At 72.3% G+C, this 13033-nt stretch carries 13 protein-coding genes; 8 read left to right on the top strand and 5 right to left on the bottom strand.

Annotated features, from left to right (window positions below):
• Nucleotides 1-156 precede the first annotated feature (156 nt).
• On the top strand, nucleotides 157-336 hold the full coding sequence (locus tag BKE41_RS32160; RefSeq protein ID WP_245295787.1) for a DUF1236 domain-containing protein: 180 nt from the start codon (nucleotides 157-159) through the stop codon (nucleotides 334-336).
• Nucleotides 337-390: 54 nt separating this feature from the next.
• Here BKE41_RS32160 and hrcA read toward each other — a convergent pair whose 3' ends face one another.
• The gene (gene hrcA, locus BKE41_RS15655; RefSeq protein ID WP_085985315.1) at nucleotides 391-1446 is read right to left on the bottom strand and encodes a heat-inducible transcriptional repressor HrcA; all 1056 of its coding nucleotides are present in this window, start codon (nucleotides 1444-1446) and stop codon (nucleotides 391-393) included.
• Between the two features lie 167 nt (nucleotides 1447-1613).
• On the opposite strand from hrcA, the gene rph reads away from it, so the two are divergent.
• From rph to hemW, 3 genes are read left to right on the top strand one after another with little or no spacing between them, the layout of a single operon-like run.
• Nucleotides 1614-2327 (top strand): ribonuclease PH, encoded by a 714-nt coding sequence (gene rph, locus BKE41_RS15650; RefSeq protein WP_012319894.1) that lies wholly within the window; start codon nucleotides 1614-1616, stop codon nucleotides 2325-2327.
• Nucleotides 2324-2953, top strand: coding sequence for an RdgB/HAM1 family non-canonical purine NTP pyrophosphatase (gene rdgB, locus BKE41_RS15645; RefSeq protein WP_012319893.1), 630 nt, complete (start codon nucleotides 2324-2326; stop codon nucleotides 2951-2953). The genes rph and rdgB overlap by 4 nt, the downstream gene beginning before the upstream one ends.
• A gap of 39 nt (nucleotides 2954-2992) precedes the next feature.
• Complete coding sequence (gene hemW / locus BKE41_RS15640; protein WP_012319892.1) at nucleotides 2993-4168, top strand: radical SAM family heme chaperone HemW; 1176 nt, start codon at nucleotides 2993-2995, stop codon at nucleotides 4166-4168.
• Here hemW and BKE41_RS15635 read toward each other — a convergent pair whose 3' ends face one another.
• A complete protein-coding gene (locus BKE41_RS15635) occupies nucleotides 4169-5434 on the bottom strand; it encodes a penicillin-binding protein activator (RefSeq protein WP_070999805.1) in 1266 nt (421 codons plus the stop codon).
• Between the two features lie 134 nt (nucleotides 5435-5568).
• Here BKE41_RS15635 and rsmI point away from each other — a divergent pair, with 134 nt between their 5' ends.
• Both rsmI and BKE41_RS15625 read left to right on the top strand, forming a co-directional pair.
• Nucleotides 5569-6540 carry a 16S rRNA (cytidine(1402)-2'-O)-methyltransferase gene (rsmI, locus tag BKE41_RS15630; RefSeq protein WP_012319890.1) on the top strand — a complete coding sequence of 324 codons (972 nt, stop codon included), beginning with the start codon at nucleotides 5569-5571 and terminating at the stop codon, nucleotides 6538-6540.
• The gene (locus BKE41_RS15625) at nucleotides 6537-6926 is read left to right on the top strand and encodes a YraN family protein (protein ID WP_070999803.1); all 390 of its coding nucleotides are present in this window, start codon (nucleotides 6537-6539) and stop codon (nucleotides 6924-6926) included. The genes rsmI and BKE41_RS15625 overlap by 4 nt, the downstream gene beginning before the upstream one ends.
• A gap of 38 nt (nucleotides 6927-6964) precedes the next feature.
• Here the strand turns inward: BKE41_RS15625 and BKE41_RS15620 are convergent, their stop codons facing one another.
• From BKE41_RS15620 to BKE41_RS15610, 3 genes are all read right to left on the bottom strand, one after another.
• Nucleotides 6965-7354 carry a response regulator gene (locus BKE41_RS15620; RefSeq protein WP_012319888.1) on the bottom strand — a complete coding sequence of 130 codons (390 nt, stop codon included), beginning with the start codon at nucleotides 7352-7354 and terminating at the stop codon, nucleotides 6965-6967.
• Between the two features lie 270 nt (nucleotides 7355-7624).
• Complete coding sequence (locus tag BKE41_RS15615) at nucleotides 7625-8737, bottom strand: L,D-transpeptidase (protein WP_071000694.1); 1113 nt, start codon at nucleotides 8735-8737, stop codon at nucleotides 7625-7627.
• A gap of 76 nt (nucleotides 8738-8813) precedes the next feature.
• Nucleotides 8814-9809 (bottom strand): extensin family protein, encoded by a 996-nt coding sequence (locus BKE41_RS15610; protein ID WP_070999801.1) that lies wholly within the window; start codon nucleotides 9807-9809, stop codon nucleotides 8814-8816.
• 182 nt (nucleotides 9810-9991) lie between these two features.
• On the opposite strand from BKE41_RS15610, the gene BKE41_RS15605 reads away from it, so the two are divergent.
• The gene (locus tag BKE41_RS15605; RefSeq protein ID WP_070999799.1) at nucleotides 9992-12061 is read left to right on the top strand and encodes a M3 family metallopeptidase; all 2070 of its coding nucleotides are present in this window, start codon (nucleotides 9992-9994) and stop codon (nucleotides 12059-12061) included.
• Nucleotides 12062-12145: 84 nt separating this feature from the next.
• Nucleotides 12146-13024 (top strand): hypothetical protein, encoded by an 879-nt coding sequence (locus BKE41_RS15600; protein WP_070999796.1) that lies wholly within the window; start codon nucleotides 12146-12148, stop codon nucleotides 13022-13024.
• The last annotated feature ends 9 nt before the right edge of the window (nucleotides 13025-13033 follow it).

Below are 13033 nucleotides of genomic sequence, written 5' to 3'. Positions count from 1 at the left end.
GCGCGCGGCGATCGCGGTCCGGCCGCGGAACGGGGTGGCCGCGCCGGCGCCCGCGACCGCGGCGCCGTCCGCGGCGCTGTCGGCCGCCTCGATACCCGTCAGCGGACCGAGTTCCGCAGCTCGATCACGCGCCTGGGCGTCTCGCCGCTCCGGGACGTGGCCTTCGGTCTGGCGGTGGGCACGGCGATCCCGCGCTCGATCACCCTCCACCGGCTGCCGCCGGCGATCATCGAGCTGGTGCCGGAATACGAAGGTTACGACTTCATCCTCGTGCGGGACGATATCGTGATCATCGATCCCGACACCTACGAGATCGTGGACGTGATCCCGGCCTGAGCGGGCGGTCACAGGAAGATCGGTGCGCCGGGCGGATCCTCTGCCCGGTGCCCTCTACCGCCCGCCGTCCAGGAGCTTCGACACCACGCGCGCCGTGTAGTCGACCATCGGCACGATCCGCGCGTAGTTGAGCCGGGTCGGACCGATCACGCCGACGACGCCGACGATCTTCTGCGAACCGTCGCGGAACGGCGCCGCGATCAGCGAGGAGCCCGACAGCGAGAACAGCTTGTTCTCCGAGCCGATGAAGATCCGCACGCCCTCGCCGCCCTCGGCGCGGGACAGGAGATCGATCACGTCCTTCTGGGTCTCCAGATCGTTGAACAGCAGGCGGATGCGCTCGAGGTCCTCGACCGCGCGCAGGTCGTCGAGCAGGTTGGCCTGCCCGCGCACGATCAGCTGGCGCGCCTCCGACGGGCCGACCGGCGTGGCGAGCCCGGCATCGACGAGGCGCTCGGTGATCGCGTCGAGCTCCCGCTTCATCGCCTTGCGACCGGCCTCGATCTCGGCGCGGAGCGTGCCGAGCGTGCGGCCCTGCAGGCGCGCGTTCAGGAAGTTCGTCGCCTCCTGGAGCGCGCCGGCCGGCAGGCCCGGCGGCAGGTCCACGAGGCGGTTCTCCACCGAGCCGTCGTCCGAGACGAGGATGACGAGGGCCCGGGCCGGATCGAGGCGCACGAACTCGATGTGCTTCAGGTTGACGTTCGCCTTCGTGGTCAGGACGACCCCGGCGCCCCGGGAGACCCCGGACAGCATGGTCGAGGCCTCGGCCAGGGCCGAGTCGAACGTGTGGCCCGAGGCGGCGGCGCGCATCTGCGCCTCGATCCGCGCCTGCTCGTCCTGGCTGACGTCGCCGAGCTCGAGCATCGCGTCGACGAAGAAGCGCAGGCCCAATTCCGTGGGCAGGCGGCCGGCGGACGTGTGCGGGGCGAAGATCAGGCCGGAATGCTCCAGATCCGCCATGACGTTGCGGATCGAGGCCGGCGACAGCGCCATCGGGAGGATGCGCGCCAGGTTCCGGGACCCGACCGGCTCGCCGGTGGTGAGATAGCTCTCGACGATCTGCCGGAAGATCTCCCGGGCACGCTCGTTGAGGGCGGCGAGCGCCTGCATGGACTGGCCGTTCGGGAAGTTGGGACTGGGGTGTGTCACGAGGTCATCCTGTGGTCCGATCATGTCCAACCGTCCCGCGCGGATCAATCCGCACGGCGATGCTTGCCCGTGGTTGCGCGGCGGCCTAAGAGCGCGGCCCTCGACACTCTCGACAGAAGGGGCCCGCGATGCGGCCTTCCAAGCGTGCCGCCGACGAGTTGCGGCCCGTGAGCCTGGAGCGCGCGGTCTCGCGCTACGCCGAGGGCTCGTGCCTCGTAAGTTTCGGCAACACCCGGGTGCTCTGCACCGCGTCCCTGGAAGAGCGCGCGCCGCCGTGGCTGCGCGGTTCCGGCAAGGGCTGGGTCACGGCCGAGTACGCCATGCTCCCGCGTGCGACGCACGAACGCACCCGCCGCGAGGTCGGTTCCGGGAAACCGTCGGGCCGGACCCAGGAGATCCAGCGGCTGATCGGCCGGTCGCTGCGCGCCGTCACCAACCTGCCGGCCATGGGCGAGCGCCAGATCACGATCGACTGCGACGTGATCCAGGCCGACGGCGGCACACGGACGGCCGCGATCACGGGCGCCTGGGTGGCGCTGCACGATTGCTTCGCCTGGATGCGGACGCGCTCGATCATCTCCGTCGATCCGCTGCGCGACCACGTCGCCGCCGTCTCGTGCGGCCTGTACAAGGGCACGCCGGTTCTCGACCTCGACTACGCCGAGGATTCGGCGGCCGAGACCGACGCCAACTTCGTGCTCACGGGCCGGGGCGGCATCGTCGAGGTGCAGGGCACCGCCGAGATGGAGCCCTTCACGCAGGAACAGCTCCTCGAACTCCTCGGACTCGCCCGCGCCGGCACGGAGCGGCTGGTCGCCCTGCAGAAGGAGGCCATCGCGTGAGCCGCCGTCTGACCGGGAAGGTGGTGATCGCCACGCACAATGCCGGCAAACTCACCGAGATGCGCGAGCTGCTCGCGCCGTTCGGGATCGAGGCGGTGTCGGCGGGCGAACTCGGCCTGCCCGAGCCCGACGAGACCGGCACCCTGTTCGCCGAGAACGCGGCCATCAAGGCGCAAGCTGCGGCCGAGGCCACCGGACTGCCGGCCTTCGCCGACGATTCCGGCCTGTGCGTCGACGCCCTCGACGGGGCGCCGGGCATCTTCTCGGCCCGCTGGGCCGGCCCGACCAAGGACTTCGCCGGCGCGATGGCGCGGATCTTCGCCGAACTCGACCGGCGCGGCGCGGCCGACCGCCGGGCGCACTTCGTGTCCGCCCTGGTGCTGGCCTGGCCGGACGGACACACCGAGCTGTTCGAGGGACGGGTGTTCGGCGACCTCGTCGCCGCGAAGGGCTCCGCGGGCTTCGGCTACGACCCGATCTTCCGGCCGGACGGCCACGACCGCACCTTCGGCGAGATGACCGCCGAGGAGAAGCACGGCGTCGACTGGCAGAAGGGGCGGGGCCTGTCCCACCGCGCCCGCGCCTTCGTCGAGCTGAGCCGCGCCTGCCTCGCGCCCGGCGCCTGATTTGCCAAACGGGGCGCGGGCGCTCACATCCCCGCCATCATGTCATCGACCGGCCCGGACCATCCGACCCGCGACGCGGGCTTCGGGATCTACCTGCACTGGCCCTTCTGCGCCGCGAAGTGCCCGTACTGCGACTTCAACAGCCACGTCCGCCGCGCGGGCGTGGACGAGCCCCGCTTCCTCGCCGCCTTCCGCGCCGAGATCGCCCACAATGCCGCCCGCACGCCGGGCCGCACCGTCACCAGCATCTTCCTCGGCGGCGGCACGCCCTCGCTGATGCAGCCCGCGACCGTGGCCGGCCTGCTCGACGCGGTCGCGGCCCACTGGGCGGTCGCGCCGGACGCGGAAGTGACCCTCGAGGCCAACCCGTCGAGTGTCGAGGCCGGCCGCTTCCACGGCTACCGCGCGGCCGGGGTCAACCGTGTGTCGCTCGGCATCCAGGCCCTCGACGATGCCTCGCTGCGGACCCTGGGGCGCCTGCACGACACGGCACAGGCCCTGGACGCGATCGCCCTGGCGCAGTCGGCCTTCGCGCGGACCTCCTTCGACCTGATCTACGCGCGGCCCGGCCAGACGCCGGCGCTGTGGCGGGCGGAGCTCGCCGAGGCGCTCGCGCGGGCCGCGGAGCACCTCTCGCTCTACCAGCTCACCATCGAGCCCGGGACACCGTTCCACGGGCTCGCCGCCGCCGGCAAGCTGGTGACGCCGGACGACGAGGTCGGCCGCGCCCTCTACGACGTCACCCAGGATCTCTGCGCGAGGGCCGGCCTTCCGGCCTACGAGATCTCGAACCACGCGCGGCCCGGCGCCGAATCGCGGCACAACCTGCTCTACTGGCGCTACGGCGAGTACGCCGGCATCGGTCCGGGCGCCCACGGGCGGCTCGTGACGCCCGGGGGCCGGCTCGGAACCGTGACGGAGCGATCGCCCGAGGCGTGGCTCGCCCGGGTCGAGGCCGAGGGCCACGGGATCGTCGAGACCGAGATCCTCACCGCAGCCGATCAGGCCGACGAGTTCCTGGTGATGGGCCTGCGCCTGCGCGAGGGGATCGATCCCGACACCTACGCGGCCCTCAAGGGACGGCCGCTGAACGGCAACCGGATCGGCATGCTGATCGGGGACGGCCTGCTGGAGCGGCTGCCCGGCGGCCGCATCGCCGCCACGGCGCGGGGCGCGCCGGTGCTGAACGCGCTGGTCGCCGAACTCGCCGCCTGATCAGATCGCGGGCTTCGCGAGGACCCGGGGCGCGGGGCTGACGGGCGTCGCGGCGTTGTTGCGGATCTCGTAGACCGCGAGGGACCGGTCGCTCTGACCGTCCGGCCGGAACCGGAACGTCCCGTCGACGCCGGCGAAGCCCAGGCTGTTGGTCAGGGTGGCCTCGGCGAAGCGCTGCGAGCCGTACCGCCGCGACAGGGCCGCCGCGAGGAGCACCGCGTCGTAGGCGAGGGAGGCCACCCGGGGCGGGACGGTGCCGAACCGCGCCTGGTAGCGCGCGCTGAAATTCGAGAAGCCGACGCGGTCCGGCGAGGCGAAGCGGCCGCCCTGCAGGGCGGGCAGCGCGAAGAGTGACGGCTCGTTCCAGAGGGCAGTGCCGAGGGGGCGCACCCGGGCCGGCGAGAAGCCCGCCTTCGTCAGCGCGGCCGCCACGGTCGGCATCGCGTCGGCGGTCTCCGGGATGAACAGCGCGTCGGCGGTGGCGCCGGGCCCGGCGATCACCCGCGCGAGCCGCTCCACCGCCGGGACGGGCGCGCCCGCCGGGTAGCGCTCCACGGCGGCGACCCGCGCGCCCTTCCGGGCGACGACCTCCCGGAACTCCGCCTCGACCGCGTTGCCGTAGGCCGTCTCCGGGATCAGCGCCGCGAAGGACCGCTTCCCGCCGGCGACCGCGTCCTCGATGACGCGGTCCACCTCCGGCTGCGGCAGGAAGCTCAGCAGGTAGACGCCCGGGTTCGCCACGGTCGCGTCCGTGGAGAAGCCGATCACCGGCTTGCCGGCGGTCCTGGCGACGGCGGCGGCGGCCTGGACGCTGCCGGCGAAGAGCGGGCCGAGGACGATCTCGGCGCCCTGGCGCAGCGCTTCCTGGGTCGCCTCCCGGGCGCCGTCCGGACTGCCCCGGTCGTCCTCGACGAGGAGCGTCAGGTCGGGCTGCTGGGCCTCGTCGTAGGCGAGCTGCGCCGCGTCGCGCATGGCGGCACCCACCGTCGAACCCTGGCCGGTCAGCGGCAGCACCAGGGCCACCTTCACCGAACCCGCGCCGATGCGCCCGCCGCCGCCAGCGGCCGGCATCGGCGCCGGCGTGGGCGCGGGGCCCGGCGCGCCCGGCACGGCGGCCGGCGGGGTCAGCTCGGCCTGCGGCCCGGTCGCGCGCCGGGCGAGGTCGCTGCCGATGCAGCCACCGAGCGACAGCAGGACGGCGCAGAGCGCGGCGGTCGGGGCGGTGACACGCACGAGACGGTCCCGCGCGCTTGTCGGGCGCGCCATGGCGCGTACTCCTTCGGGCAGGCTCCGCAGCCTGACCGGCACGATCCCAAATGTAAACGCGGCGGCCCGGACTTGCCCCCGGTCGCGCGGCCCCGCCGCGACGAGAGGCGGCGGGTGTGGCAAGATCGCCGGCGATGACCCGCAGATTCGACGACCCGGGGCCCGCCGCCTCGACCCGAGCTCCGTCACAGAAGCTCGCCCCCGACCGGCCGCGCAGCACGACCTTCACGGCCTTCGGGCTCGCGAGCGAGACAGAGCCCCTGTCCCCGGGCCTGCACATCGTGGCGACCCCGATCGGGAACCTGCGCGACATCACCATCCGGGCGCTGGCCACCCTGGCGGCGGCCGACGCGGTCCTGGCCGAGGACACCCGCGTCACCCGGAACCTGCTGGCGCATTACGGGATCACGACGCCGCTCCTGGCCTATCACGAGCATTCCAACGACGCGGTGCGCGAGCGGATGGTGGCGCGGCTGCGCGCCGGCGAGGCCCTGGCGCTGGTCTCGGATGCCGGGACCCCGCTCGTCTCGGATCCCGGCTACAAGCTGGTCCAGGCCGCCATCGAGGCCGGGATCGCCATCACGCCCGTCCCGGGGCCATCCGCGGTGATGACGGCGCTGGTCGCGGCGGGCCTGCCGACCGATCGCTTCTTCTTCGAGGGCTTCCTGCCGCAGAAGGCCGGAGCGCGGCGCAACCGCCTCGAGGCGCTGCTCCAGGTTCCCGGCACGCTGGTCCTGTTCGAGTCGCCGCATCGCCTGCCCGACATGCTGGCGGACGCCGCCGCGGTGCTCGGTTCGGAGCGGCCCGCCGCCGTGACCCGCGAGCTGACCAAGCTCTACGAAACCATCCGGCGCGATACGCTGGGCAGCCTGAGCGCGCGCTTCGCCCAGGAAGGACCGCCGAAGGGGGAGATCGTGGTGATCATCGGTGCGGCGACGGCGCCGGAGCGGACCGCGGACACGGACGCCGCCCTCGACGCCCTGATCCTGGCGGCCCTGGAGCGGCACTCGATCAAGGATGCCGCCAGCCTCGTGTCCGACGAGACCGGGCAGCCGCGGCGCCTCGTCTACGCGCGCGCCCTGGCGCTGGCGCGGGACCCGGGATGACCGGGGCTCTGCCGGACGGGGCCGGCCGGCGCCGCGCCGCCTATCGGCTCGGCCACCGGGCCGAGTGGTTGGCGCTCGCCGCGCTGATGCTGAAAGGCTACTGGCCGATCGGGCGGCGCGTCAGCGTCGCGGGCGGCGAGATCGATCTCGTCGTCCGGCGCTGGAACACCGTCGTCTTCGTGGAGGTGAAGGCGCGAGCGAAGCGCGACGATGCCCGGGAGGCGATCGACGGCGCCAAGCAGCGGCGATTCTCCCGCGCGGTCCGGGCCTGGATCGGTCGCAATGCCTGGTGCGCCGGAGCGACGTTCCGGGCCGACGCCGTGTTCGTCGGGCATCGGGCCTGGCCCGCCCATGTCGAGCGGGTCTTCACGATCGAGGGGCTCTGACGCGGGGACCTCAGCCTGCCTGCGCGAACGCCCCGCTCTCAGTCGCGGGCCGCGCGGATCGCCCCGATCAGGGTGCGCTTCAGGTCGGCCTGGCTGAACGGCTTCTGGACCACGGGCCTGTCGCGGAACGGCTCGCGGATGCCGGCGCCGCCGTAGCCGGTCGAGAAGACCAGCGGCAGATCGCGCTTGGCGATGGCCTCGGCCACCGGGTAGATCGGCTCGCCCGCCACGTTCACGTCGAGAATGGCGACCTCGAACGCCTCCTGCGACGCCATCTCGAGCGCCGAGGAGAGACGCGCGGCCGGCCCGACCACGGCACAGCCGAAATCGAGGAGCATGTCCTCCAGCAGCATCGAGATCGCGGCCTCGTCCTCGACGACGAGAACACGGACGCCGTTGAGGACGTCGTCGTTGGGGTCAGCAATCACGCCGGGCCGTCTTCCCTTCGAATGCCCCCGTCGCCGGGGATCTTGCCATGCGGTTGGTCAGGCCTTGCGCACCGCGTGAGCAGCGTCCGGAAGGGTGAACGCGGCCCGAGGGTCAGCCCGCGAGACAACCTGAGGCGTCGCCCGTAATGCGCAATGTGTCAAGCGTTCCTGGCCCGTTCCGACACCCAGACCGGGCGGTATGTTAACCGATGATACATTTTTGTGCTGACGGCGCCGCGAGGGCGGCTTGGGGCCGCGCCGCGCAGCACCTCAGTCGTCCTTGAAGCTGACCTTGGCACCTCGTGTCACATGCGCGGCGAGGTCGCGGGCATTCCAGTTCGTCAGGCGGATGCAGCCGTGAGACTCGGTCTTCCCGACCTTCTCGGGCTCAGGCGTCCCGTGGATCCCGTAGCTCGGAATCGCCAGATCGATCCAGACCAGGCCGACCGGATTGTTGGGCCCCGACTGGATGGTGAACTTGTGCTGCGCTTTCACGCCCTTGAAAGCGTATTTCGGGTTGTAGGTGTAGTTGGGGTCGAACGCGACGCCCTTCACCTTGGTCTCGCCGCTCGGTGCCGGCTTCTCGGAACTGCCGATCGACGCGGGATAGTAGGCCAGGAGCTTTCCGTCGGCGCCGAACGCGCGAACGTCGCGGCTCGTCTTGTCCACCTCGATGCGCTCGACCTTCGGCTCCTGCGGCAGATCCTTGGCCTTCGGTTTGTCCGTCCCCATCGGCTCGACCGCCGCCACCGCGATGGTGGTGCCGGCCTTGTCGAGGGGCTTGCCGGGATTAAGCGCGCTGACGAGGTCGCGGCTCATGTGGAACCGCTCGGCCAGCATCTCGCGGGGGTTGGTGTAGCCCAGCGTCTTGAGCTCGGCCTGCTCCTCCATCTTGGGCGGGATCCGCTCGACATAGGGGCCCGCGGCGTCGCTCTCGGTGAGCGTGTAGTCCGTGACCGCGGGCTTATCGCTGGTCGCCTGGAGCTTGTCCCAGATCTCGGGCGTCAGATCCTCGCTGGCGGGCAATCCCTGAGCCACCGCGAAGGCCGAGAGGGCGTGCCGGTAGTTGTCGCCTTTCCGACCGTCGATCGCGCCGGGATAGAAATGCGCGCGATCGAGCAGCACCTGGGCTTTGACGATCAGCGGATCGGCCTTCTCATCGGACGACTTGGCCCGACGCTTCTTCGCGTCCGGCTTCGCGCCCTCGGTCTTCCCGGCGCCCGTCTGTGACAGGGTCGCGGCGTTCACCGCCTCGGCGGTCAGCGCCGGCGGCTCGGCCGTCTCGGCCTTCTGGCCTTTCCCGGTCCGCGCCGTCGCGCCGTGCGCGGCCAGACAACTCGCCAGCAGTGCCGCGCTGACCGACAGCCAAGGTTTCGGGATCATCGTCGTCGTCATTCCGGGGAGCGGAGGCGCTCCCGAGCCGAGAAATGCCGGATCTGCGGGAACGTTCCACGCGGCTCTACTGGCACAAGCGGTGACCGGCGTTGCGCTCGCGCTCGTCGAGATGGAAATGATTGGCGTGGGCGGCGTTCGATCCCGGGCCGAGGACGGTGCGGAAGAAGCCGCACGCCTTGGCGCGCACCGCGCCGAGGAACTGTGCCTCTTCGGAACCGTCCGGCATCGCCTTCACGGGGATATTCGCGCGTCCCGCGAAGGCGAAGCCCATGATGTCGGCGGCGTTGGCGAAGGCGTGCTCGCTGAGCTTGGCGTCGACGTCGTGGTTCTGCCCGCGGCAGACATAGGAGCCGCCGAGCTCGAGCGCGGTCACCGGATGCTTCAGCGTCCGCTCGGCCTCAACCTGAACCTCGGTGACCCAGCGCGCCAGCGCCTCGGCGGTCCGGCAAGTCAGCGTGGCGCCCTGCGGCAGGGCCACGCCGTCGGCGAACTTCGTCACCTTGAGCGGCAGCGGCGCGGTGCACTGGCCTTCTGAGATCGGCGGCAGCGGCTCGAAGTCGACGCCGAGGCGCTTGAGGCGCGTCCGGCAGGCGCTGTCGTCCGGCGGCGTCACCTTGAGGGCCAGGGCGGCCGCGCCCGACAGCTCCGGCGGCCGCTCGGGCGGTGCCGGCGGCGGTGACGGGATCTCCGGCTTGGCGGCCTCTCTGGCGGCGTCCTTGCCGGCGTCCTTCCCGGCGTCCTTCCCGGTTTCCTGAGCGGCGTCCGAGGGCTTCTCGCGGCCGGTCTCCCTCGACGGCTCCCGGACCGGTTCCTTGCTCGGCTCAGCCACGGCCGGTTTCAGCTCCGGCGGCCGCGCGGGCGGCGTCGGCGGCGCCGGATCGGCGACGGGCGGCTTCAGCGCCTCGGGACGCTCCGGCGGCAGGGGCGGGGGCGTCGGCACGGTGGCCGCCGGCGCCTCGATGGCGCGGGCCGGCGATACCGGGAAGGCGAGCCCTGCGGCGAGGGCACCGCCCGCGAGAACCAGCGCGGGTCGGAGGGTCGATAGGCTGCGTCCCGGCATGGGGCCTCGAAGCGTGGGCATTGGCCTCTACAACGAGCGAGACGTCATTCGGATCGCCCGGACCCGGTTGACGGCCGCGCCGATCGGACCACTGTCTTCCGGATCGCGCCGGCACACCCCATGTCGGCGCACCGGCGGCGCAGACGAACGCGCTGTCGCGTGGACGTAGATTTGAGGACTGCATGTCGGACGCAGCTGATGCCGGGCTCCCGAGCCTGCCGCAGGACAATCCCTTCCGCGAAGCGCAGTGGAGCACCCCGCACGGCCTGCCGCCGTTCGATCGGATCCGGCCGGAGCACTACGGACCCGCGTTCGAGGCCGCGCTCGCCGCGCACGATTCCGAGATCCGCGCCATCGCCGGCCAGACCGCGCCGGCCACCTTCGCCAACACCGTCGCGGCGATGGAGCGGGCCGGCCTCGCCCTCGAGCGCGTCGCCGGCGTGTTCTACAATCTGACCGGCAGCCACACCAACCCGGAGTTGCAGGCCATCGAGCGGGAGATCGGGCCCAAACTCGCCCGGCACGGGAGCGCCATCTACCTCAACCCCGAGCTCTGGGCCCGGATCTCGGCGATCGACGCCGGGGGGCTCGGTGCGGAGGAGCGGCGGGTCCTCGACCGGTACCGGATCCGCTTCCGCCGGTCGGGGGCGGATCTCGGGCCCGAGGACAAGGCCCGCATCGCCGAGATCGCGGCGCGCATGTCGGAGCTCGGGACGACGTTCAGTCAGAACCTCCTGGCCGACGAGAGCAGCTTCATCCTGCCGCTGCAGGGCGAGGAGGACCTGGCCGGCCTGCCGCCGTTCCTGCGGGCCGCGACCGAGAGCGCCGCGAGGGAGCGCGGCCTCGACGGGCACGTCGTCACCCTGTCCCGCTCGCTGATCGAGCCGTTCCTGGTCTGCTCGACGCGGCGCGACCTGCGCGAGCGCGCCTACGCGGCCTGGACCCGGCGCGGCGAGAACGGCGGCGCGACCGATAACCGCGCGATCATCGCGGAGATCATCCGGCTGCGCGCCGAGCGCGCGCGGCTCCTCGGCTTCGAGAGCTTCGCGCATTTCGCCCTCGACGACACGATGGCGGCGAGCCCAGACGCGGCGACCGGGCTGCTGCGGGACGTGTGGACGCCGGCCCGCGCGCGGGCGGCGGAGGAGCGTGATCGCCTCCAGGCCACGATCCAGGCAGAGGGCCACAACTTCGCCCTGCAGGCGCACGATTGGCGGCACTACGCCGAGAAGGTGCGGCGCGCCGAGCACGACCTCGACGAGAGCGAGATCAAGGCGTACCTGCCCCTCGAGCGGATGATCCAGGCGGCGTTCGACACGGCCGCCCGGCTGTTCGGCTTGACCTTCACGGAACTCTCCGACGTGCCGCGCTACCATCCCGATGTCCGGGTCTGGCGGGTCGGCAATCCCGACGGGTCCGAGGTCGGCCTGTTCCTGGGGGACTATTTCGCCCGCGCCTCGAAGCGGTCCGGCGCCTGGATGAGCGCCTTCCGCTCGCAGGAGCGCCTCAACGGGCCGATCACGCCGATCATCGTCAACGTCATGAACTTCGCCAAGGCGCCCGACGGCGAGGCGACGCTGCTGTCCTTCGATGACGCCCGCACCCTGTTCCACGAGTTCGGCCACGCCCTGCACGGGCTGCTCTCGGACGTGACCTACCCGCTCCTGTCCGGGACGGCGGTGTCGCGCGACTTCGTCGAGCTGCCCTCGCAGCTCTACGAGCACTGGCTCGAGCAACCGGAGGTCCTGCGCGCCCACGCGCGCCACCATCGCACGGGCGAGCCCATGCCCGACGCCCTGCTCAGGAAGCTGCTCGCCGCGCGGACCTTCAATCAGGGCTTCGCCACGGTGGAGTACACCGCCTCGGCGATCGTCGACATGACGCTGCACCTCTCGGCGGAGGGCGAGGGCGGTCTCGACGTGCCCGCCTTCGAGGCCGAGGCCCTGCGGCGGATCAGCATGCCGGCCGAGATCAGCATGCGGCACCGCACGCCGCACTTCGCCCACATCTTCTCGGGGGACGGCTACGCCGCCGGATACTACAGCTACCTCTGGTCGGAAGTGCTGGACGCGGACGCCTTCGACGCGTTCCGCGAGGCCGGCGACATCTTCGATCCGGCGACGGCGAAGCGGCTGCGGACCTTCGTGTACGGGGCCGGCAACCTGCGCGATCCGCGCGAGGCCTACACGGCCTTCCGCGGGCGGATGCCGAGCATCGAGCCGCTGCTGAAGAAGCGCGGGCTGGCGGCCTGAGCCGTCAGACCGCGGTAAGGGTTTCGTAAACAAACGTCCTTAACGAACGCTTGCAGCGCGAGGCCGCGTGCGGAGTTCGGGGCGATGACGAAGATCGAAGCCAAGCAGGCCGGGTCCCCGGGGGTCTCTCCGGCCGAACTGCTCAGGGCCGCGGTGACCGGCAAGACCGAGGCCGCGGCAGCCGCGAACGAGACCGCGGCCTCGCCCGCCGCCGCGAGATTCACGATGGCGTCGCTGTCGCGCCTCGATCCGAAACGGTTCGCGGTCCCGGGCGCGACCCTGGCGATCGGTGTCCTCCTGGGCGGGGGCGTGATGGCGCTCTCCCGCCCGGCCTCCGTCCGGCCCGACGCGCTCGCGGCCCTGGAGACGACGCTCGATGCCGGCCGCACCGAGACCGTGCGCCTCGCCGCCGATATCGCGCAGCTCCACACCGTGCTCGCCGACCTGCGCGCCTCGACCGACGGCGCGCGGAAGGAGGCGGCGAGCCGGAGCACCGCTCTCGGCGAGCGCCTGGCGCAGGTCGACAAGAGCCTGAACGGCAAGATCTCGGCCCTCGGCGAGCGGCTCGAGCAGGTCGAGCGCGACCATAACACCCGCCTCAGCGGCCTCGCCGCGCAGCTCGACCGCCGCGCCGCCGCGAAGGCGGAGCCGACCCAGACCGGGAGCATCGGGGAGCCCGCCCGCGCCGTCGAGGCGAAGCCCGAGGTCAAGGTCGCGGACGCCAAGGTGAGCGAGCCCAAGCCGAAGCCGGCCGCGTCCGACAAGCCGCCGGTGATCGAGGGCTGGGCCCTCCGCGACGTCTACGAGGGCACCGCGATCCTGGAGAACCGTCGGCGCCGCCTCGTCGAGGTCGCCCCCGGCGACGTCATCCCCGGCGTCGGCCGCGTCGAGGGCGTCGAGCGCCACGGACGGGAATGGGTGGTGGTGACCCGGCAGGGCCTCGTCACCGCGCAGGCCTGGTAGGCGTCGGCG

It is taken from the genome of Methylobacterium sp. C1 (genome assembly GCF_001854385.1).
Lineage (GTDB): Bacteria > Pseudomonadota > Alphaproteobacteria > Rhizobiales > Beijerinckiaceae > Methylobacterium > Methylobacterium radiotolerans.
This window is presented reverse-complemented; position numbering and strand designations above follow the sequence as displayed.

What these genes read in the sequence shown, in the direction of transcription:
- hrcA (WP_085985315.1), bottom strand. Translation starts at nt 1,446, where the DNA reads ATGCAGGCGCTCGCCGCCCTCAACGAGCGTGCCCGGGAGATCTTCCGG.
- rph (WP_012319894.1), top strand. Translation starts at nt 1,614, where the DNA reads ATGCGGCCTTCCAAGCGTGCCGCCGACGAGTTGCGGCCCGTGAGCCTG.
- hemW (WP_012319892.1), top strand. Translation starts at nt 2,993, where the DNA reads ATGTCATCGACCGGCCCGGACCATCCGACCCGCGACGCGGGCTTCGGG.
- BKE41_RS15635 (WP_070999805.1), bottom strand. Translation starts at nt 5,434, where the DNA reads ATGGCGCGCCCGACAAGCGCGCGGGACCGTCTCGTGCGTGTCACCGCC.
- rsmI (WP_012319890.1), top strand. Translation starts at nt 5,569, where the DNA reads ATGACCCGCAGATTCGACGACCCGGGGCCCGCCGCCTCGACCCGAGCT.
- BKE41_RS15625 (WP_070999803.1), top strand. Translation starts at nt 6,537, where the DNA reads ATGACCGGGGCTCTGCCGGACGGGGCCGGCCGGCGCCGCGCCGCCTAT.
- BKE41_RS15615 (WP_071000694.1), bottom strand. Translation starts at nt 8,737, where the DNA reads ATGATCCCGAAACCTTGGCTGTCGGTCAGCGCGGCACTGCTGGCGAGT.
- BKE41_RS15610 (WP_070999801.1), bottom strand. Translation starts at nt 9,809, where the DNA reads ATGCCGGGACGCAGCCTATCGACCCTCCGACCCGCGCTGGTTCTCGCG.
- BKE41_RS15605 (WP_070999799.1), top strand. Translation starts at nt 9,992, where the DNA reads ATGTCGGACGCAGCTGATGCCGGGCTCCCGAGCCTGCCGCAGGACAAT.
- BKE41_RS15600 (WP_070999796.1), top strand. Translation starts at nt 12,146, where the DNA reads ATGACGAAGATCGAAGCCAAGCAGGCCGGGTCCCCGGGGGTCTCTCCG.